This window comes from Rhodoferax lithotrophicus, assembly GCF_019973615.1.
Taxonomy (GTDB): domain Bacteria; phylum Pseudomonadota; class Gammaproteobacteria; order Burkholderiales; family Burkholderiaceae_C; genus Rhodoferax; species Rhodoferax lithotrophicus.
Genome location: NZ_AP024238.1, coordinates 4746558 through 4769715, shown reverse-complemented (window position 1 = coordinate 4769715; position 23158 = coordinate 4746558). Strand labels below are relative to the sequence as shown.

Annotated in this window: 24 protein-coding genes; 22 read left to right on the top strand and 2 right to left on the bottom strand. The window is 60.4% G+C overall.

Annotated elements, in window-relative coordinates:
* Positions 1-194 precede the first annotated feature (194 nt).
* The 4 genes from LDN84_RS22050 to LDN84_RS22035 all read left to right on the top strand — a co-directional run bounded on the left by LDN84_RS22050 (position 195) and on the right by LDN84_RS22035 (position 3911).
* A complete protein-coding gene (locus LDN84_RS22050; RefSeq protein WP_223906013.1) occupies positions 195-1352 on the top strand; it encodes a hypothetical protein in 1158 nt (385 codons plus the stop codon).
* A gap of 20 nt (positions 1353-1372) precedes the next feature.
* Entirely contained in the window at positions 1373-1987 is a 615-nt protein-coding gene (locus LDN84_RS22045) for an ABC transporter ATP-binding protein (RefSeq protein WP_223906011.1), read from the top strand.
* 16 nt (positions 1988-2003) lie between these two features.
* A complete protein-coding gene (locus LDN84_RS22040; RefSeq protein ID WP_223913248.1) occupies positions 2004-2861 on the top strand; it encodes an AraC family transcriptional regulator in 858 nt (285 codons plus the stop codon).
* Positions 2862-2942: 81 nt separating this feature from the next.
* Positions 2943-3911, top strand: a complete 969-nt coding sequence (locus LDN84_RS22035) for a DMT family transporter (RefSeq protein ID WP_223906009.1) — start codon at positions 2943-2945, stop codon at positions 3909-3911.
* A gap of 34 nt (positions 3912-3945) precedes the next feature.
* Here the strand turns inward: LDN84_RS22035 and LDN84_RS22030 are convergent, their stop codons facing one another.
* Together LDN84_RS22030 and LDN84_RS22025 are read right to left on the bottom strand one after the other, a co-directional pair.
* Positions 3946-7098 (bottom strand): EAL domain-containing protein, encoded by a 3153-nt coding sequence (locus LDN84_RS22030; protein ID WP_223906007.1) that lies wholly within the window; start codon positions 7096-7098, stop codon positions 3946-3948.
* Positions 7095-7949: a phosphate/phosphite/phosphonate ABC transporter substrate-binding protein gene (locus tag LDN84_RS22025; RefSeq protein WP_223906005.1), complete on the bottom strand. Its 855-nt coding sequence runs from the start codon at positions 7947-7949 to the stop codon at positions 7095-7097. Before LDN84_RS22025 ends, LDN84_RS22030 begins: the two co-directional genes overlap by 4 nt.
* Before the next feature lie 486 nt (positions 7950-8435).
* Between LDN84_RS22025 and LDN84_RS22020 the strand changes: the two genes are divergently transcribed.
* The 18 genes from LDN84_RS22020 (at position 8436) to hypE (ending at position 23158) form a co-directional block, all read left to right on the top strand.
* A complete protein-coding gene (locus LDN84_RS22020) occupies positions 8436-9512 on the top strand; it encodes a hydrogenase small subunit (protein WP_223906003.1) in 1077 nt (358 codons plus the stop codon).
* Positions 9513-9535: 23 nt separating this feature from the next.
* Positions 9536-11392 carry a nickel-dependent hydrogenase large subunit gene (locus LDN84_RS22015; protein ID WP_223906001.1) on the top strand — a complete coding sequence of 619 codons (1857 nt, stop codon included), beginning with the start codon at positions 9536-9538 and terminating at the stop codon, positions 11390-11392.
* A gap of 35 nt (positions 11393-11427) precedes the next feature.
* A complete protein-coding gene (locus tag LDN84_RS22010) occupies positions 11428-12030 on the top strand; it encodes a HupE/UreJ family protein (protein ID WP_223905999.1) in 603 nt (200 codons plus the stop codon).
* 37 nt (positions 12031-12067) lie between these two features.
* Complete coding sequence (cybH, locus tag LDN84_RS22005) at positions 12068-12811, top strand: Ni/Fe-hydrogenase, b-type cytochrome subunit (protein ID WP_223905997.1); 744 nt, start codon at positions 12068-12070, stop codon at positions 12809-12811.
* Between the two features lie 11 nt (positions 12812-12822).
* Positions 12823-13476 (top strand): hydrogenase maturation protease HybD family protein, encoded by a 654-nt coding sequence (locus LDN84_RS22000; RefSeq protein ID WP_223905995.1) that lies wholly within the window; start codon positions 12823-12825, stop codon positions 13474-13476.
* A 1-nt stretch (position 13477) separates the two neighbouring features.
* A complete protein-coding gene (locus LDN84_RS21995) occupies positions 13478-13819 on the top strand; it encodes a HypC/HybG/HupF family hydrogenase formation chaperone (protein WP_223905992.1) in 342 nt (113 codons plus the stop codon).
* Positions 13816-14280: a thioredoxin domain-containing protein gene (locus tag LDN84_RS21990; protein WP_223905989.1), complete on the top strand. Its 465-nt coding sequence runs from the start codon at positions 13816-13818 to the stop codon at positions 14278-14280. Before LDN84_RS21995 ends, LDN84_RS21990 begins: the two co-directional genes overlap by 4 nt.
* Positions 14281-14320: 40 nt before the next feature.
* A complete protein-coding gene (locus LDN84_RS21985; protein WP_317134811.1) occupies positions 14321-15205 on the top strand; it encodes a hydrogenase expression/formation protein in 885 nt (294 codons plus the stop codon).
* Between the two features lie 21 nt (positions 15206-15226).
* Positions 15227-15454: a rubredoxin gene (locus LDN84_RS21980; protein ID WP_223905986.1), complete on the top strand. Its 228-nt coding sequence runs from the start codon at positions 15227-15229 to the stop codon at positions 15452-15454.
* Positions 15451-15942, top strand: a complete 492-nt coding sequence (gene hybE / locus LDN84_RS21975; RefSeq protein ID WP_223905983.1) for a [NiFe]-hydrogenase assembly chaperone HybE — start codon at positions 15451-15453, stop codon at positions 15940-15942. Before LDN84_RS21980 ends, hybE begins: the two co-directional genes overlap by 4 nt.
* 8 nt (positions 15943-15950) lie before the next feature.
* The gene (locus tag LDN84_RS21970) at positions 15951-17111 is read left to right on the top strand and encodes a nickel-dependent hydrogenase large subunit (RefSeq protein ID WP_223905980.1); all 1161 of its coding nucleotides are present in this window, start codon (positions 15951-15953) and stop codon (positions 17109-17111) included.
* Entirely contained in the window at positions 17104-17445 is a 342-nt protein-coding gene (locus tag LDN84_RS21965; RefSeq protein ID WP_223905978.1) for a hydrogenase maturation nickel metallochaperone HypA/HybF, read from the top strand. The genes LDN84_RS21970 and LDN84_RS21965 overlap by 8 nt, the downstream gene beginning before the upstream one ends.
* A 34-nt stretch (positions 17446-17479) precedes the next feature.
* Positions 17480-18517, top strand: coding sequence for a hydrogenase nickel incorporation protein HypB (hypB, locus tag LDN84_RS21960; protein WP_223905975.1), 1038 nt, complete (start codon positions 17480-17482; stop codon positions 18515-18517).
* Between the two features lie 3 nt (positions 18518-18520).
* On the top strand, positions 18521-19699 hold the full coding sequence (locus tag LDN84_RS21955; protein WP_223905973.1) for a Kae1-like domain-containing protein: 1179 nt from the start codon (positions 18521-18523) through the stop codon (positions 19697-19699).
* Between the two features lie 147 nt (positions 19700-19846).
* A complete protein-coding gene (locus LDN84_RS21950; RefSeq protein WP_223905971.1) occupies positions 19847-20515 on the top strand; it encodes a hypothetical protein in 669 nt (222 codons plus the stop codon).
* 191 nt (positions 20516-20706) lie between these two features.
* The gene (locus tag LDN84_RS21945) at positions 20707-20967 is read left to right on the top strand and encodes a HypC/HybG/HupF family hydrogenase formation chaperone (protein ID WP_223905969.1); all 261 of its coding nucleotides are present in this window, start codon (positions 20707-20709) and stop codon (positions 20965-20967) included.
* Complete coding sequence (gene hypD / locus LDN84_RS21940; RefSeq protein WP_223905967.1) at positions 20964-22103, top strand: hydrogenase formation protein HypD; 1140 nt, start codon at positions 20964-20966, stop codon at positions 22101-22103. Before LDN84_RS21945 ends, hypD begins: the two co-directional genes overlap by 4 nt.
* A complete protein-coding gene (gene hypE, locus LDN84_RS21935) occupies positions 22100-23158 on the top strand; it encodes a hydrogenase expression/formation protein HypE (protein ID WP_223905965.1) in 1059 nt (352 codons plus the stop codon). Before hypD ends, hypE begins: the two co-directional genes overlap by 4 nt.

Below are 23158 nucleotides of genomic sequence, written 5' to 3'. Positions count from 1 at the left end.
GTCTGCATGCCAGCAGATTCGTCAATCAAGATGCGGCGCTTGTTTGATGCTGTTGAGAATTAGATGCTTTTTGGCCTCTGGTGCTTATGAAATAAGCGCAAGCAGCTATCAAAAACATAGTTTTTATGCATCTCCCCTTTGGGGGATTGACTCTGCCAAAGATAATGCGCAGAGTTTTTCACCCTCCCCATGCCATGACCGTCGCTGTTTCCTTCCCCCCGCTGAGCTACCACCACATCCGCCTGCAATGGTGCGGTGCCGCCTTGTGGCGTTTGTTGCGGCAATGGCTGGTGGTCTTGATGATCGGGCTGGTGTTGCTGGGGGCATTCAGCGCGGGGGCCAGTACCTCCATGGCCGCCATGGTGGCCTGGTCGGTGCTGGGTTTGTTTCATGCGGCCAGCCAGGGGCTGGGGCAGGACTTGCTGGCGGCGGGGTTACACGCGCTGGTGGGTGCCGGGGTGGTGCTGGCGCTGCGCCCGGTGCTGTGGCCGGTGTCGTGGGCGCAGGCTGAGCAGGCCCTGCCGCTGACGCAGCGCGAGCGCCTGGGCAGCGATGCCATCGTGGTGGCGCTGGCCTTGCTGCCTTTGTTCGTGATCTATGTCGCCGGTGCGGCCACCTGGCTGATGCCGCCGCCCGCCTGGCTGCAAGAGGTCAAGGGCACGGCGCTGCTGATGCTGGCCTTGTCCATGGCTTTGTCACACGCAATGGGCATGGGCATGCTGTACCACCTGCGCCACCCGGTGCAACGGGCTCTACGTCAACCACGCGCCTTGTCGGCCTCGTTCGCAGTGAACACGCTGTCGCGCCGCCAGCACCCGGCTTGGCCCTTGGTGCTCTGGCCGCTGCTGCGCGGCCCGGCGCAACGCAGCGGGCGTTGGCTGGTGGGGCTGACCCTGGTGCTGCTGGGCTTGGAGCTGATGATCGCCCGTGCGCACTGGCAACTGGCGGGGGTGGACGGGGCTTTGTGCTGCCTGTTCTTGTGGAGTCTGGTCAGCATGGCGGGCAGCAGTCGCCTGCATGCCTTGATTGGGCGTGAGCTGGCCCCGTTGCACGCTGCCTGTGCGCCGCTGCCCTTGCGCCCGCAGCGCCTGTTGTGGGTACGCCGCGGCCTGGGTTTGCTGCCGCTGGGGCTGGGGCTGTGCGCCTTGCCCTTGGCGTGGTGGCTCAGTGCCCGGCCGATTCACCCCACGGTGGCAGGCTTGTACCTGCTGGCCAGCTTGCTGGGCCATGCCTGGCAACTGAGCCCAACCGCAGAGTCCGTCACAGCCCAGGCTCAGAGCCAAAATCAGACGGTGCGCTGGGTGCTGACGCTGGTGGTGTTGCTGGCGCTGGCCTCCGAAGTGTTTGCATGATGCCCAAGGAACCGACAAACATGCTGCAAGTTCAATCCCTGCATTTCAGTTACCCCACCCAAGCCGTGTTCAGCGGCTGGTCGGGCACCTTCAGCGCTGGCCTGACCTGGGTGCAGGGGCGCAACGGCAGCGGCAAATCGACCCTGCTCAAGCTGCTGGCCGGGGCCTTGCCCGCGCGTCACGGCAGCCTCAAAGCAGCCGGGTTTGATCTGCACAGCACCCCGCTGGACTACCGCCGCCAGGTGTTCTGGTGCGGCCCGGATGCGATGGCGTTTGAGCACCTCAGCGCCCCCGAGTACTGGGGCTTCATGCGCGGGCTCTACCCCCGGCTGGATGAGGCTGCGCTGCGCCAGCACCTGCAGGCTTTCGGGCTGGAGCCGCACCTGGCCTCACCGCTACGCGCCTTGTCCAGCGGCACGCAGCGCAAGGTCTGGATCAGCGCAGCCCTGGCCGCCGGCACGCCGGTGCGCCTGCTGGATGAACCGTTCAACGCGCTGGATACCGCCTCGCTGGACTACCTGCGCGGCGTGCTGGCTGCGCAAGCCCAGGCTGCCGAGGTGTGCTGGGTGCTGATCAGCCATGAAGACCTGGGTGAAGCCACCCGGTGGGCGCGTTGTCTGGATTTGTCGTCCTGAAGCCGTGTCACGCCCCATGCCTGCCACCCTCTTGCAAGCACCAAATACAGACACCCCCGAGGTGTTCCACGTGCCGCTGGACCGGGCGCAATTTCGCCGCGTACCGAGTCGACCCGGGGTTGAGCTGTACAAGGCGCACATCGTGCACCACGCCTTTGAGCCACACACCCACGAGGCCTTTGGACTGGGGGCTATCGCGTCGGGGGTGGAGCGCTTTCGCTACGGCGGTGCAGACCACCTGGCACCGCCCAACTCGCTGGTGCTGATGAACCCCGACGAATTGCACACCGGCCGAGCCGAAACCGCAGGGGGCTGGCGCTACCGCATGCTCTACATCGACCCCGCCGTGCTGGCCGACCTGACCGGGGAACCCGTCTGGTGGTTCACCGACGCGGTGGTGAGCAACAGCCAGGCGCAAGCCCAGCGTGTGTCACAGTTGCTGGAAGCCCTTTGGCAAGCCGATGAGCCGCTGGCCTTTGACAGCCTGTTGCACAGCCTGGTGGTCGAAATCCGCCCCCACGCGCGGGTGGACAAGCCGCGCCCCACCGACAAGCGCATGCGTTTTGAGCCCGTGCTGGACTACCTGCACGCCCACTATGAGCAGCGCCTGACGCTGAACGATCTGGCCGGGGTCGCGGGCCTGAGCCCGTTTCACTTTTTGCGCCAGTTTCAGGCCCAGCACCACGTCACCCCACAGCAAATGCTGATGGCGGTGCGCCTGTTCGAGGCCAAGCGCCTGCTGGCCGCCGGCCAGGCCCCGGCCATGGTGGCCGCCAGCACCGGCCTGACCGACCAGGCCCACCTGACCAGAGCCTTTGCCCGGCGCTATGGTGTGACACCGGCGCGTTATCAGCAGCAGCTTGGCCTGAAATAGCTTCAAAAGCGCAATCTGGTACAAGACCGCACCCCGCACCGCTTCCTAGAATTTGCGCCTTCGTTTGATTGGAAAGCTTGCATGTGGACAGGTGTGTTTTTTGCGCTGGCGGCGGGATTGATGTGGGGGCTGGTGTTTGTCGGGCCGCTGTTGTTGCCGGAGTACCCGGCGGTGTTGCAGACGGTGGGGCGCTACCTGGCGTTCGGGCTGATTGCACTGCCCATGGGCTGGCTGGATCGGCGTGAGCTGGCCAAGCTCAGCCGCGCCGACTGGCTGGAGGCACTCAAGCTCGCCGCGGTGGGCAACCTGCTGTATTACCTGTGCCTGTCCAGCGCCATCCAGCGTGCCGGTGGGCCGCTGCCGACCATGATGATCGGCACATTGCCGGTGGTGATTGGCATCAGCGCCAACCTGCGCAACCATCAGCGTGATGGCCGCCTGCCCTGGCGGCAGCTGGCCCCGTCCTTGATGCTGATCGCGCTGGGCATTGCCTGCGTCAACCAGGTGGAATTACAAGCCCTGCGCCAGAACCCGCAGGCCGACACCTGGGCCTATGCCATGGGGGCCATACTGGCCGCCGGGGCTGTGCTGTGCTGGACCTGGTATCCGCTGCGTAATGCCGACTGGCTGCGTGGCCACCCCAACCGCAGCCCGCGCACCTGGGCCACGGCGCAGGGTCTGGCCACGCTGCCGCTGGCGGCGCTGGGCTACCTGGGGTTTGGCGGCTACGCTTACAGCAGCGACCTGGCTTTTGCCCTGCCGTTTGGCCCGCGCCCGGCGCTGTTCGTCGGCCTGATGGTGGCCATGGGTTTGTTTGCCTCCTGGCTGGGTACGCTGTGCTGGAACGAAGCCAGTCAGCGCCTACCCACTGCCACCGTGGGGCAGTTGATCGTGTTCGAGACGTTATCGGCCTTGCTGTACGCCTTTTTGCTGCGCGGCCAGTGGCCCGAGCCGCTGACGCTGCTGGGCATTGGCTTGCTGGTGGGCGGCGTGTTGTGGGCCGCACGTATTCAGCCCGAGCCGACTGGGCTTTCGCTGCCTGCAGAGTGAGTGCCGGAAACTGAATGAATATTGCGCCAGCGAGTTAGCTTAAGGTCTGCCACCGCCGGGCCAGAAAGATATCGGCTGGTTCTGGGCGGCCAAAGAGATAGCCCTGGTGAATCACGTCAGCGCGGCTGTTGAGAAACATGGCTTGCTCAGGAGTCTCAACACCTTCTGCCACCACTTTCAGATGCAGGTGATGGGCAATCGACAGAATGGTTTCCACCAGTGCACCATCATCCGGGTCGGTTGGCGCATCCTGCACAAAGGTTTTGTCGATTTTCAGCTCATCAATGGGTAGTCGCTTCAGGTAAGCCAATGACGAGTAGCCGGTGCCAAAGTCATCAATCGAGAAGTGAATGCCAAGTTTAGACAGCCGGTTCATCTTGGCAACCAGCTCGTCAATGTTGTCGATCACCATGCCCTCTGTGATCTCCAGCGTCAGGTAAGCCGGGTCGTTGCCTTCTTGCTGTAGAAGGTCTATCAACCAGTCGCAAAACCCGGACTGGCGGAAATGGCGCGGGCTGATGTTGATCGACATGTGCAGCGGGTTGCCTGCCATTTCTTCCTGCGCCAACAGGCGGCAGGCCTCACGCGTGACCCAGTGTTCCAGCTCAATGATCAGATCGGACTCTTCGGCCACCGGAATGAACACCCCGGGTGGCAGCAGACCCCGCCTTGGATGCTGCCAGCGCACCAGTGCTTCGCAGCTCACCAGCGTACCGGCCGCGTTGACTTGCGGTTGAACGAACAATCGCAGTTCACCCGCCGGAATGCCAATTCGCAGTTCATGCTCGGTGAGAAAGCGCTGTTGTGTCAACTCGCCCATGCCAATATCAAAAAAAGCACACTGGTTGCCGCCCGCATCTTTGGCCCGATGCAGGGCCGTGTCGGCGCGTCGCAACACTTCTTGCGGAGTGTCCTCCGCATTTTGAGGAAAAAGGGTGATGCCAAGACTGGCGCTGACCTGCGCATCTTCGCCGCCAAAGTCAAATGGTTGACGAAGCGCGGTACGGATATCTTCGGCCACAGCCATCGCATGGCGGCTGGCAGAGTCATCGCAGGATTGCGTGGTCAGCAGCAAACAAGCGAACTCATCAGCAGCCACCCGCGCCAAGATGTCACCTTCTCGCAAATAGCGACCCAAGCGCTCCCCGACCGCGATCAGCAGCAGGTCACCCATGCGGTGGCCACGTGCATCGTTGATGTTCTTGAAGCGGTCCAGATTGAACAGAATGAGCGCGTTTTCCACGGACTGGCGCTTGGCAAATGTCAGCGCCAGCTCAAGGCGCTCCAGCAGTTTGGCCCGATTGGGCAGACTGGTCAGCGTGTCATGGTAGGCCAGCCTGTAAATTTGTGCCTGGTTGCGTCGCTGCTCGGTGATGTCTTGCTTGATGGCCAGATAGTTGCTGATCTGCCCACTGCCTTCGCGCACCGGGGCGATGGTGGCCGACTCCAGATATTCAGTGCCATCTTTGCGCCGGTTGATAAATTCGCCGCGCCAGATGTCTCCCACTTTGATGGCCGACCACAGCGCTGCGTAGGTATCCGTCGGTGTCTTGCCGGACTTGATGACCCTTGAAGTCTGCCCCATCAGCTCTTCACGCGAGTACCCGGTGTTTGATACAAACGCAGCGTTGACGTATTCGATATGACCAGCCAGATCCGTGATGACGATGTTTTCCGGGCTTTGCTCAACTGCCAGTGAGAGCTTTCTCAACTGGCTCTCGGTTTGTACCCGTTCGGTAATGTCGCGCGCAATCACCATCAGGGCCAAACGTTTGCCATCGCCGGAAAACACGGGCATTTTCCGGACTTCGCTGATGCGAAGCGTGTCACCTTCAGCAAAAATATGTTCGGTGCTCAGCGTGATCGCCCTGTTTTTCCAAGCCAGCTCGTCGGTGACAAGAGCCTCCTGGTGAAACTTTTGAAACTCCGGCCGAAGCTGCGCCAGCTCGGTATTGTCTTTGCCTTGCCAGTCAAAACCATCCAGCTTGAGTGCTTCACATGCCGCATTATTGATGAGCTGCCAGCGGTTCTGGCCGTCTTTGATGACCACAATGTCGGGCAAGGCATTGATAAAGGTGGTGAGCCGGTCATGGCTTTCTTTGAGTGCCAGGGCTGCCTGACGACTCTCTGAAATGTCCCTGAAAGCTACCAGAGAGCCCTGGATTTCGCCCTCAATCATCATCGGCGTGATGATGATGGCCACTGGGAAACAATAGCCCTTTCTGTGCCAGAACCAGTCTTCAGTGCTGCGCGTTTGTCCATCATGGCAGGTGTGGAACGCCGGGCAGTCTGATTTGGGAAAAACCGAACCGTCTGCGTGACTATGGTGAAACAGCGCATGGGTGTCAACACCAATGGCCTCGGCCTCGGCGTAGCCCAGCATGGCCAGGGCAGCAGGGTTGATGAAAATACAGCGGCCTTCTTTGTCCTGGGCGTAAATGCCTTCACCCAAGGCTTGCAGGATGTTTTTTTGCTGCGCCAGCAACTTGGCAAGTTCGGTCACGCGCGATTCAACCGCTTCGGCCATTCGATTGAAGTTTTGCGTGAGTTGCCCAACCTCATCACTGGACGCATAAGGCAGGCGGATCTGGTAGCTGCCAGCGGCAATGCGGCTGCTGGCTTCGGTCAGGTGCGCCAGATGACGGGTCAGCCAGAAACCCACGGCGTAAAGTACCAAAAAGCTCAACAGCAGCTCTACCGAAGCGATCAATGTGCCTTGCAGCATCAAGTCTTGGCGCGCAGTTTTCAGGAAGGCCATCGACAAGCCGTAATGCACAACGCCGTAGTATTGACCCAGCACATCGACTGGAAAACTGACGTGCAAGACATCGACGTTGCGGAAGTCTTTCGATGGCTCTGGCAGTATTTGCCCCTGTGGCCAGCCCGACGATGCGAGGATATGGGCTTCATTGTCAGTCACCACCAGATAGGTGATGTCTTCAGCCTGATGCCATCCGTCCAGCACATCACGCAGGGTGGCGTAATCACGCGCAGCCAATGGCAGGGCCACCGCAGTTTTGTAGGCCAGCTCAATGGCGGTCAGACGGCGCTCGGTCTGGCGAATCAGGTGCGAGTCAATCAGTCGCAGGCTGTTGCCTACCAGCACCACCATCATCACCAACTCAATCAGCAGGCTTGCAATGAACAGCCGAAAACGCAGGCCATGGGCAAAACCAGGCAATTTCACCGCCCCTGCCTCATCATCTCAACGGTGAGCGCCACAAAAGGCTTCAGTGCCGTCGCATCAGCGGCCGTCACATCGACATAACCCTGGTATCCGGTTTCGGCAAAAAATTCACGCCCAGGCACCGAAGACGAAAAACTGCGCAACGCTTGCCGCGCCCGCTCGATCATCGGTGCGCCCAGTTTGGTGTTGGCCAATGTCATTAAATGTGGCGCGTGAATATCCACCGGCAATACCCGGATGGCGGCGCGTACATCTTCTGGAATCTGCTTGAGTGGTGTGTAGGTGGTGATGGCTGCGTCGAATTCCTTCACGGCTACGGCGGCAATGGCTGCACCGTGCGTGCTGCGTTCAAACAACTGGTAGTCACGACCCAGTTCCAGGCCACTTTCCTGGAGCCATTTCACGCCGCCCATGGACGACATCGACATGCGGCTTGACAACACCAGGCGTTTGCCGCGCAATTCGTCAGGATGTTTGATGGGGGAGTCAGCTCGCACCACAAACACCGACTGCAAATCAGCCCGATAGCGAGCCAGGATAACCATGCCCCGGTCTTTCGCCATGATGCCAAAATGCGGCCCGGCGATGGCCAAGTCAAAATGACCGTCGAGTAATTCGTTGATGTAGGTGAAGTAGTCGGTCGAGGTGAACACGCTGATGCGCCGTCCCAAGCTGGCCTCCAGGTACTGGGTCAAGGGCTGGTGGGTCTTGATCAACGCCAGCGTGCTGTTGAAAGGCATGATGCCCAGCTTCAACGGTGGTAATGCTGGTGCACCCACAGCTCCGGCGAAAGGGAGCAAGCCACAAGCGGCGCTTGCAAACAGCAAACGGCGGCGAGACAACGAGTTCATGGCAAATCTCTGAATTTAGGCGAATGATCCAACATTTTTTCAGCACCTGTGGGCCCAATTGTGCCTTGACTCACGATGCTCAAAATTGAACCTGCAACACTTTTGCGCTAGGTCAATAGACTCAATCCATCACTATCACTGGCAGTACGAGAGAAGGTCTGAATAACTGACCGCCAAGTGAGGTCACGCTGGATGCCGCGCAAGTCCGGGCTGCCTATGCGGCCCCCGGCTGCCATCTCTGTATCCATCTGAGGCATCAATCTGCAAATGTAGTGTCCATTCAGTGATTCGGGTATTTCTGAAGGCTGGCAAAACAGGCCCCGACAAATCGCCGTTCTCATTGGGTCCGAGGCAGATGGGTGTGTGCCGTCCTAGGGGTTTACGTGAATGCGCTGGTTTTTGGCACAGAACTTGTAAATCCTTGACCGTTGGCAGCTGCGTTTGCAGCCCAAAGTCACCCAGATCAATCAACGAGGAGAGTTCACTGTGGAAACGTTTTATGAGGTCATGCGCCGCCAAGGCATATCCCGACGCAGCCTGCTCAAGTACTGTTCGCTGACCGCCACCTCATTGGGGCTGGCACCGTCTTTTGTGCCGCAAATTGCCCACGCCATGGAAACCAAGCCGCGCACGCCGGTGCTGTGGCTGCATGGGCTGGAATGCACCTGTTGTTCCGAGAGCTTCATCCGCTCAGCCCACCCGCTGGCCAAGGATGTGGTGCTGTCGATGTTGTCGCTCGACTATGACGACACGCTGATGGCCGCCGCCGGTCACCAGGCCGAGGCCATCCTCGACGAGATCATGACCAAGTACAAGGGTAACTACATCCTGGCAGTCGAAGGCAACCCGCCGCTCAATGAAGACGGCATGTTCTGCATCCAGTCGGGCAAACCTTTCATCGAAAAACTCAAGCGCGTCGCCAAGGATGCCAAGGCCGTCATCGCCTGGGGTTCTTGCGCCTCCTGGGGTTGTGTACAAGCGGCCAAGCCGAACCCGACGCAGGCCACACCTATCCACAAGGTCATCACCGACAAACCCATCATCAAGGTGCCCGGCTGCCCGCCGATTGCCGAGGTCATGACCGGTGTGATCACCTACATGCTGACCTTCGACAAAATCCCCGAGCTGGACCGCCAGGGCCGCCCCAAGATGTTCTACAGCCAGCGCATCCACGACAAGTGCTACCGCCGCCCGCACTTTGATGCCGGCCAGTTTGTCGAAGCGTTTGACGACGAATCGGCCCGCAAAGGCTACTGCCTGTACAAGGTCGGCTGCAAAGGCCCCACCACCTACAACGCCTGCTCCACCGTGATGTGGAACGAAGGCACCAGCTTCCCGATCAAGGCCGGGCACGGCTGTATTGGCTGCTCGGAAGACGGCTTCTGGGACAAGGGTTCGTTCTACGACCGGTTGACCACCATCCACCAGTTTGGCATCGAGGGCACCGCTGACCAGATTGGCGGCACGGCTGCCGCCGTGGTGGGTGCCGCCGTGGTGGCCCACGCCGCGGTGTCTGCCATCAGCCGCGCCTCCGCTGCCAAAAACACCACCACCAAAGCCTGAACCACACAACAAGGACACATACCATGGGTGCAACCGAAACACAGGGCTTCAAGCTGGACAACACGGGCCGACGCATCGTCGTCGACCCGGTGACGCGTATTGAGGGTCACATGCGCTGCGAAGTCAACGTTGACAAAGACAACATCATCCGCAACGCGGTCTCCACCGGCACCATGTGGCGCGGGCTGGAGGTGATTCTGAAAGGCCGTGACCCGCGTGATGCCTGGGCCTTTGTGGAGCGTATTTGCGGTGTCTGCACTGGCTGCCACGCGCTGACCAGCGTGCGCGCCGTGGAAGATGCGCTGGGCATCACGATTCCCAAAAATGCCTACCTGATCCGCGAGATCATGGCCAAGACACTGCAGGTGCACGACCACGCGGTGCATTTCTACCACCTGCATGCGCTGGACTGGGTGGATGTGGTGTCGGCGCTCAAGGCCGATCCCAAGAAGACCAGTGAGCTGCAGCAACTCGTCTCGCCCTCTCACCCGCTGTCTTCACCCGGCTATTTCCGCGACATTCAGAACCGGTTGAAGAAGTTTGTGGAAAGCGGCCAGCTAGGGCCCTTCGCCAACGGGTATTGGGGCAGCAAAGCCTATGTGTTGCCCGCCGAGGCCAACCTGATGGCGGTGACGCACTACCTGGAAGCGCTCGACCTGCAAAAAGACTGGGTCAAGATTCACACCATTTTTGGCGGAAAAAACCCGCACCCCAACTACCTGGTGGGTGGCGTGCCCTGCGCCATCAACCTGGATGGCGACGGTGCATCGGGTGCGCCGATCAACATGGAGCGCCTCAATTTCGTCAAGTCGCGGATCGACGAAATGATCGAGTTCAACAAAAACGTTTACATCCCTGACGTGCTGGCCATTGGCACCCTCTACAAACAAGCCGGATGGTTGCATGGTGGTGGCCTGAGTGCCACCAACGTCAGCGACTATGGCACCTACGAAAAAGTCATGGGGGATGCCAAGACCCAGAAATTGCCCGGCGGTGTCATCCTGAACGGCAACTGGGACGAAATCCACCCGATTGACCCGCGTGACCCGGAGCAGGTGCAGGAATTTGTCACCCACAGCTGGTACAAATATGCCGATGACACCAAGGGTCTGCACCCCTGGGACGGTGTGACCGAACCCAACTACCAGCTCGGTGATAAAACCAAGGGCACTAAAACCAACATCGAGAACATCGACGAGAGCGCCAAGTATTCGTGGATCAAGTCGCCCCGCTGGCGCGGCCACGCCATGGAGGTTGGCCCGCTGTCGCGTTACATCCTGGCCTACGCCCATGCGAGCAAGGGCAACACCTACGCACAACGCCCCAAAGAGCAGATCGAGTACGCCGCGCAAGTCATCAACAGTGCCTTTCCCAAGGCACTGGGCCTGCCGGAAACCCAATACACCGCCAAACAATTGCTGCCCACCACCATTGGCCGCACCCTGGCGCGTGCGCTGGAAGGCCAGTATTGCGGCGAAATGATGCTCGACGATTTCAACGAACTGGTGGCCAACATCAAGGCCGGTGACCGCAGCACCGCCAACGTCGAGAAATGGGACCCGGCCACCTGGCCCAAAGAGGCCAAGGGTGTGGGCACGGTGGCTGCGCCACGCGGCATGCTGGGCCACTGGATCAAGATCAAGGACGGCAGAATAGAGAACTACCAGTGTGTGGTTCCCACCACCTGGAACGGCAGCCCGCGTGATGCCAAGGGCCAGATCGGTGCCTTTGAGGCCAGCCTGCTGGGCACCCCCATGGTCAACCCCGAGCAGCCGCTGGAAATTCTGCGCACGCTGCATTCGTTTGACCCCTGCCTGGCCTGCTCTACCCACGTGATGAGCCCGGATGGCCAGGAGATGGCCAAGGTCAAAGTCCGCTGAACTGCACATTGTTTATTTCGAGATTGGAGAACCTCATGAAACTGTCAACACAAAACACCGTGCGTTGCCTCAGTCTGGCCGTCCTGAGTCTGTTTGCCGGACTCGCCCAAGCCCACACCGGGCATGGCACTTCTGGTCTGGCGGACGGTCTGGCGCATCCGTTGGGGGCTGATCACCTGCTGGCCATGGTGGCTGTCGGGCTTTGGTCTGTCACTGCCCTGCCAGCCCATAAAGCCTGGTGGGGTCCTGCCACCTTTATGCTGTCGTTGATCATCAGCGCGGCCCTGGGGGCTGCGGGCTTGAGCGTGCCGTTTCTGGAGCAAATGATCTCGCTCAGCGTCGTGCTGTTTGGGGCCATGCTGGTGCTGAGCCGCCAGAAGATGCCGGTGCCTTTGGGTCTGGGGCTGGTGGCCCTGGCTGCCGCGCTGCATGGTTTGGCCCATGGTGCAGAGACACCTGCAGGCGGGCTTGCCACCTATGCCGTGGGTTTTCTGGCCAGCACCGCCACCCTGCATTTTGGTGGTGTGGCCTTTGGCCTGGGTGTACGCAAGGTACTTGCTGAAAAATCCACTTGGGTGATGGCTGGTTTGGGCACGCTCTGCAGTGGTGCCGGGCTGTACCTGTTCAGCCAACTCTGATTCACCTTTGGCACTTGCGCCATTACCAGGAGATCCCATGAACACCCACAGCGCTTCACCTGTCGCCAATGATGTCCACGCCGCCCTGCCTTCCGAAGAGGCCGAGTTTTCCCATAGCAAATCCGTCAAGTCGGTGTATGTGTATGAAGCACCTGTGCGCATCTGGCACTGGGTCAATGCGTTGTGCATCACCGTGCTGTGTATCACCGGCTATCTGATTGGCTCACCCCTGCCCACCATGCCCGGTGAAGCCAGTGCACACTATTTGATGGGCTATATCCGTTTTGCCCACTTTGCCGCGGCCTATCTGTTTGCAGTTGGTTTGCTGGGGCGCACCTACTGGGCGCTGGCTGGCAACCACCACGCACGCGAACTGTTCTCGGTGCCTATCCTGCAACGCACCTATTGGCATGAAATGCTGGCCATGCTCAAGTGGTATGCCTTCATGGGGCCAAGCCCCGGCCCCTATGTGGGGCACAACCCGTTGGCCCGTTTTGCCATGTTTTTTGTCTTTTTGTTCACCGCCTTGTTCATGGTGTTGACCGGGTTTGCCATGTACGGAGAAGGTTCCCAGGCGGGCTCGTGGGCCGACAAGTTGTTTGGCTGGGTGATCCCCTTGATGGGGCAGTCGCAGGATGTGCACACCTGGCATCATTTGGGCATGTGGACGATTGTCCTGTTTGTCATTTTCCACATCTATGCAGCGATTCGCGAAGACATCATGGGGCGGCAAAGTATTGTCAGCACCATGATCTCCGGTTTCCGCACCTTCAAGAATTGAAGCGATTGGCCATGAACAACAGCCCTGATTCTGCAGGTCACCCCCTGCCTGAAGACCACATTGTGGTGCTGGGCATCGGCAATGTTTTGTGGGCCGATGAGGGCTTCGGTGTGCGTTGTATTGAGGCCCTGCAGCGTGAATGGACGTTTGCACCCCATGTGGAATTGATCGATGGCGGCACACAAGGCCTGTACCTGATCCAGAACGTCCAGTCTGCCACCCGGCTGTTGATTTTTGACGCGATTGACTACGGTCTGCAACCCGGAACCTTGAAACTGATTGAGAACGACGAAGTTCCCAAATTCATGGGGGCCAAAAAGATGAGCCTGCACCAGACCGGTTTTCAGGAAGTGCTGTGCCTGGCACAGCTCACCGGCCATTACCCGCAGCAGGTGCTGCTGATTGGTTGCCAGCCTGAAGAGTTGGAAGACTATGGCGGTAGCCTGCGCCCCATCGTCAGGCAGGCCATGAGCCCGGCTTTGGCTCACAGCATCGAGGTGCTCACCGCTTGGGGGGCACAACCCAAACGCCGTGCAAAACCCTTGCCAGAAGAGGCCACCCTGACGGGTGCCATGCTGACGCTGGAGCGCTACGAGCGTGAACGTCCCAGCGCCGAGCATGCCTGCCGCAGGGGTGATGACCGCTTTATCCCCAAGGGGCTCTGACATGTGTATCGGTATTCCCATGCGGGTCGTCACGGTGGAGCCCGGTTTTGCCCAGGTGATCGGGCGCGGTGAAACCCGGCGTGTCAGAACCAGCCTGGTTGACGACTGCCAGCCCGGCCAATGGCTACTGGTATTTCTGGACGATGCCCGGGAGTTGATCACACATGAACGCGCGGCCGAGGTGAATACCACCCTGGATTTGCTGGCGTCGGCTATTGGTCAGAGTGCCCCCTCAGTTTTTCACGACGATCCTGGCTTTGTGCTGCCATCCGCTATGGATGTTCAGGCCCTACAGCAGATGACCCAAAGCCAGCCTATCCCCCACACCTGGAGACCCACATGACGGATACCAACATTGAAGCCCCGCCACTGCTGGCACAACTGGTCAGCAAACACCAGGCCCCCTGGATCGACTTTGACAACATTGATGCCTGGCTGACTTCGCAGCAAGGCGACCATGTGTTGCTCTTTGCCGGTGACCCGGTGCGCTTCCCGGAAGCGGTGGACGTAGCGGTGGTGCTGCCCGAGCTGCAAAAAGTCAGCGCGTCGGTTGGGCGGCCTTTCGGCATGGCCGTGGCCGTGCCAGAAACGGCGGAAGCGCTGGCAAAAAAATATGGTTCCCAGCGCTGGCCGACCCTGATGTTTTTCAGGAGCGGCCATTACGTGACCACACTTTCAGGCATGCATGACTGGAGCGACTATCTGACCCTGCTGGCCCAGGCATTGGCCGCACCCACCAGCCGTGCGCCCACCATTGGTATTCCGGTGGTCGGCATTCAGGCGCAGGGCGCAAGCTGCCACTGACTGCCCTTGTCCCTCCACATTGCCAGACTGCGAGATATTCATGTACGACATCAAACCTTTCCCGATTCCTGTGGTGGCCGATCTTGGCCCGGGCACCCATTCTGAAGATGAATCGCTGGACTACCTTTCCATGCCTCATGACATGGAGACTTACCACACACCCGTGCTGCCAGAACCGGAAGAAATTGCCCGGCATGCGGGGGCGGTTCAGCTTCTGCATGAGGTACTGGGGGCCCTGCGTCTGGTGGCTGAAGGCGGCGCGCCCCAACACGAGGTTGGCCGCGTCATGTTGTCCGGCCTGTCGGTGGCAGACATTGCACTGATCAACCAGGTGCTGGGCGAGGGTGATGTGAGCGCCCAGGTTCTGGCCGAAGACGGCACCCCTGTGCTGCAAATCCAGGAGTCTGTTTTTGCCGGTGTGTGGCGTGTGATTGAACTGCAGCCCAACGGCCAGGTGATCGACTGGATCGAGGTGGGTGCTGTGCCCGAGGTTTTGCGGAAAACCGCCAACATGGATAGCCACCAAGCGCGGCCGGCAGAGCTTTCCGTACCACCCCAAGTGATGAACGCCCCCAGCGTACTGGTGGAGCTGGAGGACAAGAGCCATACATGGCAGCCAGGGCAGATGGCGCACGTGGTTAATCTGAGCCTGCTTCCTCTGACCCCCATGGATATTGCTTATCTTGACCATCAACTGGGCACGGGCCGGGTGCTTATTCTTTCGCGTGGCTACGGCAACTGCCGCATCACCAATTGCTGCGTTCCCTCTACCTGGCGGGTGGTTTACTACAACTCACAAGACACCGTGATCCTGAATTCAGCGGAGGTGACCGATATGCCTGAAGTGGCCTGCGCCGCCCCCGAGGACCTGGTGGATTCTGTGGACCGGCTGCATGAAGTCTTGCAATGGGTGAATCAGGCGTAGGCCCCACATGAAGGACGGTATATGAGTGGCGTGGATGGACAACAATTTGAAGGCAGCTACCTGGGCGACCGCTCCCGCTTGCCTGCACACGCCAAGCTGGAATGCAAGATCTGCTGGTGGGTCTACGACCCGGCCGAGGGCGACCCGCAGTGGCAGATAGCACCCGGCACGTCTTTTGCCGATTTACCTGCGCACTGGCGCTGCCCACAATGTGACGGCGCAGCCGAGCAGTTTCTGGTGCTGGCATGAGTGTCCTGGCACACAGCCGCATCCTGACACTGGAGCAGGTGTTTGCACGTATTGCCACCACCCACATGCGCAACGTGCCGGTGCAAAACCTGGCCTTGCGCGTGCAGGCGGTCGGCTTTGCACCACAGGCCGACAGCACGGTGCTGCAGGGTGTGCTGATCACCCCCTGGTTCATGAACCTGGTGCGCTTGCCCTTGAGCGCGACATCCATGCTGGCGGTGGGAGAAAAAGCCAGGCACCAGGTGGGTACGGAGCACTTTGAGTTCATTGGTGCGCATGAAGACGGGCTGGGCGCTTTTGAGGCCTGTTCGCTGTTCTCCCCCATGTTTGAATTTACCGACCAGGCCGCCGCCGTGGCCACCGCCACGGAGGTGCTCAAGTTATTGCGGGCATCGGCCCCTGCCACGGCCAACACCTCACCCACCTTGCCCAACCGGCGCGGATTTTTGTTCGGGCGTGGTGTGGCGGCTTCGGCTGCATCTTCATGACTTTCACCATGAACCTTGCAGGCAGCTACACCTTGTGTCCAGGCATGACCCCCAGTATTCACGGGCATCGGCCGGTGCTGGGCCATGGCATCCTGGGTCGCTTGCTGAGAGGGCAGCAGGGCGCGTTGGTAGAGCGCACGCTGGGGCAGGTGTTCACGCTGTGTGCCCATGCGCACCGTCGTACCGCGCGTTTGGCGCTGAATGCGGCCCACCCACGTCAGGAAACACCTCTGCCCATAGAGCCCCCCGTATTTTTGTGGCTGGAAACCGCACGCGACCATTTGCGCAGCATTGCCATGGACTGGCCCCAGCGTCAAACCGGGCGAGAAGCCGAACCAGAACCTCTGGACTGGTTGCGCAGCTGCCCGATCTCCCTGCGTGTGGTAGCCCGGGAAACCCAGGAAAAACAGGCATGGGATGCACTCGGACAATTGCGGCATTGGCTTGAAGACCACCTGCTGGGTGAACCACTTGACCGTTGGTTTACTCACCACCACGAGCCGGAGGCACTTGGCCTGTGGTGTCGGGTTCATGCCGCGAACTTATTCCCCGCAAAAACATTACACACCTGGTATGCCATGGCCCGCGAGCTGGTGCCCGCCACACGCCCTCTGGATGTGCTGGATGCCAACCCGGCTCAGCAGTTCACCGCCATGAACGACATGGCCCAAGCGATGCTTGGCAGCGCCCATTTTGTGCAGTACCCCACCTGGTTGGGCCAGTGCGCCGAAACCGGCCCGTGGACACGCCTGCGGTATCGCCACAAGTCGGGCACCGCCATACCAACCGCCTGGACACGGCTGTCAGCACGCTGGATCGAGTTGCTGGAAATAGCGGCCATCCAGCCGCCTGGCCCGGTCGAACACCTGCCCCCGCTGTTGGCCAGCGGCGCACAGTACCTTGGTGAGGGGCAAGCCATTGCCTGGTGTGAAATGGCGCGTGGCCTGCTGCTGCACTGGGTGCAACTGGACGAACTGGGGCGGGTGCAAGATTACCGGGTGCTGGCCCCGACCGAATGGAATTTTCACCCTGACGGGGCCTTGGCCCAGACCTTGAGCAGCTTGCCAGCCCATGACACACAATCGGCCTGGGCGCTTGCCGCAGCTTTTGATGCCTGCGTGGCCTGCCAGGTCAGCGCTCCAGCCCCATCGGAGGAAACCCATGCATGAATTGAGTCTGGCCGGCGGCATTTTGCGCGTGCTGGAGCAAACCCAAGAACACGACCCGTTTGAGCGGGTGGCCCACCTGCGGCTGGAAGCCGGTGCGCTCAGCGGCGTGGACATTTCCGCGCTGCGCTTTGCGCTGCAAGCCATCGCCCCCGGCACGTGCCTGGAGCACGCCAGCATCGACATCGACGAGCCCGCCGCTGCCGCCTGGTGCATGCAGTGCAGTCAAAGTGTGGCCATCCAGTCGCGGCTGGATGCCTGCCCGGTTTGCGGCGGCTATCAATTACAGCCCACCAGTGGGACAGAATTGCGGGTCATGGAATTGCAGGTGGTCTGAACAGACCCATCAAATCATTCACAAAGGAAGATATATGTGTGTTGTTTGCGGTTGCAGCAGCGGCGGGGCCACCCCGTCAGACCCCTCGGTAGCGGTTCACCCCAGCACCGGTGACCTGCATTTTGGAGCCGGTTCGGCCCGCGTCTCGGTGCCCGGCCTGAGCCAAGCCCGCACCATCAAGCTGGAAGAAGATGTGTTGGGGGCCAACAACGCCATTGCCAAGCAAAACCGCGCCCACTTTGCCGCCCACGGCGTGCGGGCGCTCAACCTGGTCTCCAGCCCCGGCTCGGGCAAAACCACCTTGCTGTGCGCCACCATCGAAGCGCTGAAACAGCGTGCGCCCGAATGGGACGTGGCGGTGATCGAAGGCGACCAGCAAACCAGCTTTGATGCCGACCGCATCCGCGCCACCGGCGCACCCGCCGTGCAAGTCAACACCGGCAAAGGCTGCCACCTGGACGCGCCCATGGTGGCGCAAGCCTTTGCCCAGCTGGGCACACACACCCATGCGCACGAACATGAACATGAGCATGAGCATGAGCATGAGCATGAGCATGAGCATGAGCATGAGCATGAACACCACCATGAGCACGCTCATGCGGACGGACATCATCACGATCACCACCATCCGCACGACCACGCACATGACCATGGACACAACGCCCAGTCCCTGCTGTTCATTGAAAACGTCGGCAACCTGGTGTGCCCCGCGCTGTGGGACTTGGGTGAACAGGCCAAGGTGGCCATCCTCTCGGTGACCGAGGGCGAAGACAAACCGCTCAAATACCCCGACATGTTTGCCGCCGCGCAACTGATGATCCTCAACAAGATCGACCTGCTGCCGCACCTGAACTTTGACCTGGCCCGCTGCAAAGACTACGCCCGCCGCGTCAACCCCGGCATCACCATTCTGGAGCTATCGGCCAGCACCGGCGAAGGCATGCCCGCCTGGCTGGACTGGCTGCTGGCCTACCCGGCCCACGCAGCCCACGCTCAGCAGCCCGATGCCCGCCAAGCCCGCATTGCCCAACTGGAAGCCGAGCTGGCACAACTGCGGGCAGCGTCCGCCTAAACCATGGCCCGCATCCTGGCCTGCGGCGCGTTCCTGAAAAACGCCGCCTGTCTGTTGGACACCCAAGCGCCAGACACGCCACTGTGGTCAGCCGTGCATGGTGACCTGTCCGACCCCGCCGCCTGCGTGACGCTGGAGCAATCGGTGCAGTCGCTGCTGGCGCAGGCTGGTGACCGCATCGATGCCGTGGCCCACGACCTGCACCCCGACTTTTTCAGCACCCACCTGGCGCTGCGCCTGGTGCAGGAACACCATGTGCCCGCCGTGGCCGTGCAACACCACCACGCTCATATCGCCGCCATCCTGGCTGAGCGCGGATGGACTCAACCGGTGCTGGGCCTGGCGCTGGATGGGGTCGGCCTGGGGACGGACGGCACAGCCTGGGGTGGCGAAGTGTTGCGGGTGGACGGCGCACACTTTGAGCGCGTCGGCCACTTGTTGCCGCTGGCCCTGCCCGGAGGCGACGTGGCCGCCCGTGAACCCTGGCGCATGGCCGCCGCCGCGTTGCAGGCTTGTGGACTGACGGCACAGATTGAGCACCGCCTGAGTCCGGTGGTTGGTGCTCAGGCAGCGCGTACCCTCCAGACCATGTTGCAACGCGGCCTGAACTGCCCACAGACGACCGCCGCCGGGCGCTGGTTTGATGCGGCGGCGGGCCTGCTGGGCCTGTCGGTGCGTCAGGAATTTGAAGCCCAGGCCGCCATTGCCCTGGAACAGGCTGCAGCACGATACCTGCAAGCCCACACACTGCAAGTCCGTGCCAGCGACTGGGCTGTAACACCCAGCGGCCAAATCGACTTGCGCCCCCTGTTGCTCTCCACATTGATTGATGTGGATATCACCAACCCGGCCGCAGTCGATGAAGCCGCCGCCCGCTTCCACCTGACCCTGGCCGATGCCCTGTGCGCCCACACCATCGCCCAGGCGCAGATTCATCAACTGCGGGATGTGGCTTTGGGGGGTGGGTGTTTCTTTAACCGAATCCTGACGCAGCGCATCGTGGCGCAACTGTCCCATGCGAGCCTGAATGCGCTGCCAGCCCAAAAGCTGTCATGCGGCGATGCCGGTCTGGCGCTGGGGCAGGCTTGGGTGGCTGGGCATGTGCTGGTGATGGGGCTTGGCACAGAACAACAAGAAAATATGGCTGTAGAGCATGTGAAATATGCACAAACAGCTATTTAATTGGTAGCAAATGATGAAATTTAAAACACAACTTCGCTGCAGTTGCTTCATGTGTGGCAAATGAGTACTTTGCCTTACAGTTTATTTGCTTGTCTAGCTTGGGTTGGCCGGTAAAGGCGCTCGGCTGCATCACGTTAGGCCTTTGTCATGTGCTCACATATCGACGCAATTGAACAGTTTGTTGAATATTTCCAAGATCAGAAGGCCCTGATTTCACAGGTTCAACCAAATCTTTATCGCAAGGTCATCTATGCCACGGCGCTTGACCCGATCGCACGAGCAGCCTTTGGTAAGGTCGGCCAGCATCGAGCGAAAAGTCTGCGTTTGATCGATGAGCTAACGAACTGGACGGATCGAGATCGTGTGAGTCTTCCACAACTATGCCTTGCTCTCGAAGAGAAGGGTCTTATATCTGGTTTTCTCTATGCAGAAGCGAAAACTCGATTGGAACATTGGGCACCCGGTGAAGTGTTGCGCCTCAACAATTCACCACTTCTGCCAGAGTTGATGCCAGTTGCTCAGCCTCTTGAGAAATGTGTTCTTTTATCTTGCCGATATGCGGAGCTGTTCTATACCTACCGTAACAATCTTGTTCATGAGTTTCGTGAACCAGGATACGGTATCGAGATGTCCTCTGATAAGGATCAACCCTACTATCACAGCATGATCGGCGACACGTGGCAGCTTGTCTTTCCTGTTGGTTTTTTTGCACGTCTCTACGCTGAAGCCTTGGTGGGGCTTAGAGCGCTTCTTGTTCGCGGCGATATTGATCCGTACTGCCAATTTGAGTTTGGTTCCAAATGGCGCGCGCATTAGGCCTTCATTCCAAGGGGCGCGCCGCGATAAAGCCACGTCGCACCCCAGCATTTTGCCCTCCGTGTGCCTCTCAGAAATATTGAGTCTCCGCTCAAAGCTCCACACCTGCCAATTCATCCATAAATACCCATCTAGCCCTTATAAAACAAGCTCAAGCAGCTACTCATTCAATAGCAATAAAAGGAGCCAACATGTGTCTAGCCCTTCCCGCCCGTGTGGTGGAACTGTTACCCAACCTCCGCGCCATCGTCGACCTAGGCGGCGTGCGCAAAGAGGTGTCGATTGACCTGGTCGACGATGCCCAGGTCGATGACTACGTGATCATTCACGTCGGTTACGCCATCGGCAAGATCGACCCCGAAGAGGCGCAGCGCACGCTGGCGCTGTTTGCCGAGCTTTCTGAGGCTCAAAACGCCTTGCAGCCCTTACAAAACATGCGCGAGGTGCTATGAAATACATTGACGAATTCCGCGACGGCGAGCAGGCTCGCCACATTGCCGCCAACATTGCCGCCGAAGTGCGGCCCGGCACCAGCTACAACTTTATGGAGTTTTGCGGCGGCCACACGCATGCCATCTCGCGCTACGGCATTACCGACATGCTGCCGCCCAGCGTGCGCATGATCCACGGGCCGGGCTGCCCGGTGTGCGTGTTGCCGATTGGCCGGGTCGATTTGGCTATTTCGCTGGCGCTGGATCGTGGCGTGATCTTGTGCACCTATGGCGACACCATGCGTGTGCCAGCCTCGGATAGCTTGTCGTTGATCAAGGCCAAGGCGCGGGGGGCTGACATTCGCATGGTGTATTCGGCGGGTGATGCGCTCAAGCTGGCCGAGCAGCATCCCGACCGCGAGGTGGTGTTTTTTGCCATTGGTTTTGAGACCACCACGCCGCCCACCGCGCTGGTGCTGCGTGATGCGGCAGCGCGGGGTGTGGGCAACTTCAGCGTGCTGAGCTGCCATGTGCTGACCCCCTCGGCCATCACGCATATTCTGGAGTCTGCCGAGGTGCGCCAGTTGGGCACGGTGCCGATTGATGGCTTTATTGGCCCGGCCCATGTCAGCATCGTGATTGGGTCGCAGCCCTACGAGCACTTTGCCCAGGAATACCGCAAGCCGGTGGTCATCACCGGGTTTGAGCCGCTGGATGTGATGCAGGGCATTTTGATGCTGGTGCGCCAGGTGAATGCCGGGCGTGCGGAGGTGGAGAACGAGTTTTCCAGAGCCGTCACGCCTGAGGGCAATCTGGCGGCGCAAAAACTGGTGTCCCAGGTGTTTGAATTGCGCGAGAGCTTTGAGTGGCGTGGCCTGGGTGAAGTGCCCTACAGCGCCCTGAAAATTCGCCCGGCCTTCGCCGCCTGGGATGCCGAACGCAAGTTTGACCTGCATTACGCCAGCGTGCCCGACCACAAGCAGTGTGAATGTGGCGCGATTTTGCGCGGGGTCAAGCGCCCGGCCGACTGCAAGCTGTTTGGCACAGTGTGCACGCCCGAGAGCCCGATGGGCTCGTGTATGGTGTCCAACGAAGGGGCCTGCGCCGCCCACTACTCCTATGGCCGGTTCAAAGACATGAAGGTGGTTTCCGCATGACAACGAAGAAGAACTATCTGCGCCCGGTGGACTTCAAACACGGCCACATCGACATGACCCATGGGGCCGGTGGCCGCGCATCGGCCCAGTTGATTGACGAGCTGTTTGCCCGCGCCTTTGACAACGAGTACCTGCGCCAGGGGCACGACGGGGCTTTGCTGCCCTTGCCGTCCGAGGGGCGGCTGGTAATGGCTACCGACGGGCATGTGATCTCGCCGCTGTTTTTTCCGGGCGGCGACATTGGTTGCCTCTCCGTCCACGGCACGGTCAACGACGTGGCCATGTCAGGGGCCAAGCCGCTCTACTTGTCGGCCAGCTTCATCATCGAAGAGGGCTTTGCCCTGGCTGACCTGAAGCGCATCGTCGAATCCATGGCTGCTGCCGCACGGCAGGCCGGGGTGCCCATCGTCACCGGCGACACCAAGGTGGTGGAAAAAGGCAAGGGCGACGGTGTCTTCATCAGCACCACCGGGGTTGGTGTGGCCCCCCTTGGCTTGTGTATTGATGGCCGCCAGGCCAGAGAGGGCGACGTGATTCTGGTCTCCGGCACGCTGGGTGAACACGGCGTGGCGGTGATGTCGCAGCGCGAGTCGCTGGAGTTTGACACCGCCATTCAATCCGACACTGCCGCCCTGCACACGCTGGTGCAAGCCATGTTGCAGGCTTTGCCTGACCCGCACACGCTGCATGTGCTGCGCGACCCCACCCGTGGCGGCCTGGCCACCACGCTGAATGAAATTGCCCAGCAATCCGGCGTGGGCATGCTGCTGGAGGAAGCCGCCATTCCGGTGTTGCCCCAGGTCGAAGCCGCCTGTGAGCTGCTGGGGCTGGACCCGCTCTACGTGGCCAATGAAGGCAAGCTCATCGCCATCTGCGTCCCCGAGGTGGCCGACACCCTGCTGGCCGCCATGCGGGCGCACCCGCTCGGGCAGGGCGCACAGCGCATTGGCACGGTGACTCAAGACAGCAACGGCTTTGTGCAAATGAACACCCGTTTTGGCGGCCGCCGTGTGGTGGACTGGCTCAGTGGCGAGCAGTTGCCACGGATTTGCTGA

Bases quoted from the DNA above. Each gene is read 5' to 3' on its own strand.
- hypB (WP_223905975.1), top strand. From the start codon at position 17,480: ATGTGTGTTGTTTGCGGTTGCAGCAGCGGCGGGGCCACCCCGTCAGAC.
- LDN84_RS22040 (WP_223913248.1), top strand. From the start codon at position 2,004: ATGCCTGCCACCCTCTTGCAAGCACCAAATACAGACACCCCCGAGGTG.
- LDN84_RS22050 (WP_223906013.1), top strand. From the start codon at position 195: ATGACCGTCGCTGTTTCCTTCCCCCCGCTGAGCTACCACCACATCCGC.
- LDN84_RS22035 (WP_223906009.1), top strand. From the start codon at position 2,943: ATGTGGACAGGTGTGTTTTTTGCGCTGGCGGCGGGATTGATGTGGGGG.
- LDN84_RS21950 (WP_223905971.1), top strand. From the start codon at position 19,847: ATGTGCTCACATATCGACGCAATTGAACAGTTTGTTGAATATTTCCAA.
- LDN84_RS22025 (WP_223906005.1), bottom strand. From the start codon at position 7,949: ATGAACTCGTTGTCTCGCCGCCGTTTGCTGTTTGCAAGCGCCGCTTGT.
- LDN84_RS21980 (WP_223905986.1), top strand. From the start codon at position 15,227: ATGAGTGGCGTGGATGGACAACAATTTGAAGGCAGCTACCTGGGCGAC.
- hypD (WP_223905967.1), top strand. From the start codon at position 20,964: ATGAAATACATTGACGAATTCCGCGACGGCGAGCAGGCTCGCCACATT.
- LDN84_RS22015 (WP_223906001.1), top strand. From the start codon at position 9,536: ATGGGTGCAACCGAAACACAGGGCTTCAAGCTGGACAACACGGGCCGA.
- LDN84_RS21965 (WP_223905978.1), top strand. From the start codon at position 17,104: ATGCATGAATTGAGTCTGGCCGGCGGCATTTTGCGCGTGCTGGAGCAA.
- hybE (WP_223905983.1), top strand. From the start codon at position 15,451: ATGAGTGTCCTGGCACACAGCCGCATCCTGACACTGGAGCAGGTGTTT.
- LDN84_RS22045 (WP_223906011.1), top strand. From the start codon at position 1,373: ATGCTGCAAGTTCAATCCCTGCATTTCAGTTACCCCACCCAAGCCGTG.
- LDN84_RS21990 (WP_223905989.1), top strand. From the start codon at position 13,816: ATGACGGATACCAACATTGAAGCCCCGCCACTGCTGGCACAACTGGTC.
- LDN84_RS21955 (WP_223905973.1), top strand. From the start codon at position 18,521: ATGGCCCGCATCCTGGCCTGCGGCGCGTTCCTGAAAAACGCCGCCTGT.
- hypE (WP_223905965.1), top strand. From the start codon at position 22,100: ATGACAACGAAGAAGAACTATCTGCGCCCGGTGGACTTCAAACACGGC.
- LDN84_RS22010 (WP_223905999.1), top strand. From the start codon at position 11,428: ATGAAACTGTCAACACAAAACACCGTGCGTTGCCTCAGTCTGGCCGTC.
- LDN84_RS21995 (WP_223905992.1), top strand. From the start codon at position 13,478: ATGTGTATCGGTATTCCCATGCGGGTCGTCACGGTGGAGCCCGGTTTT.
- LDN84_RS21985 (WP_317134811.1), top strand. From the start codon at position 14,321: ATGTACGACATCAAACCTTTCCCGATTCCTGTGGTGGCCGATCTTGGC.
- LDN84_RS21970 (WP_223905980.1), top strand. From the start codon at position 15,951: ATGAACCTTGCAGGCAGCTACACCTTGTGTCCAGGCATGACCCCCAGT.
- LDN84_RS22000 (WP_223905995.1), top strand. From the start codon at position 12,823: ATGAACAACAGCCCTGATTCTGCAGGTCACCCCCTGCCTGAAGACCAC.
- LDN84_RS21945 (WP_223905969.1), top strand. From the start codon at position 20,707: ATGTGTCTAGCCCTTCCCGCCCGTGTGGTGGAACTGTTACCCAACCTC.
- cybH (WP_223905997.1), top strand. From the start codon at position 12,068: ATGAACACCCACAGCGCTTCACCTGTCGCCAATGATGTCCACGCCGCC.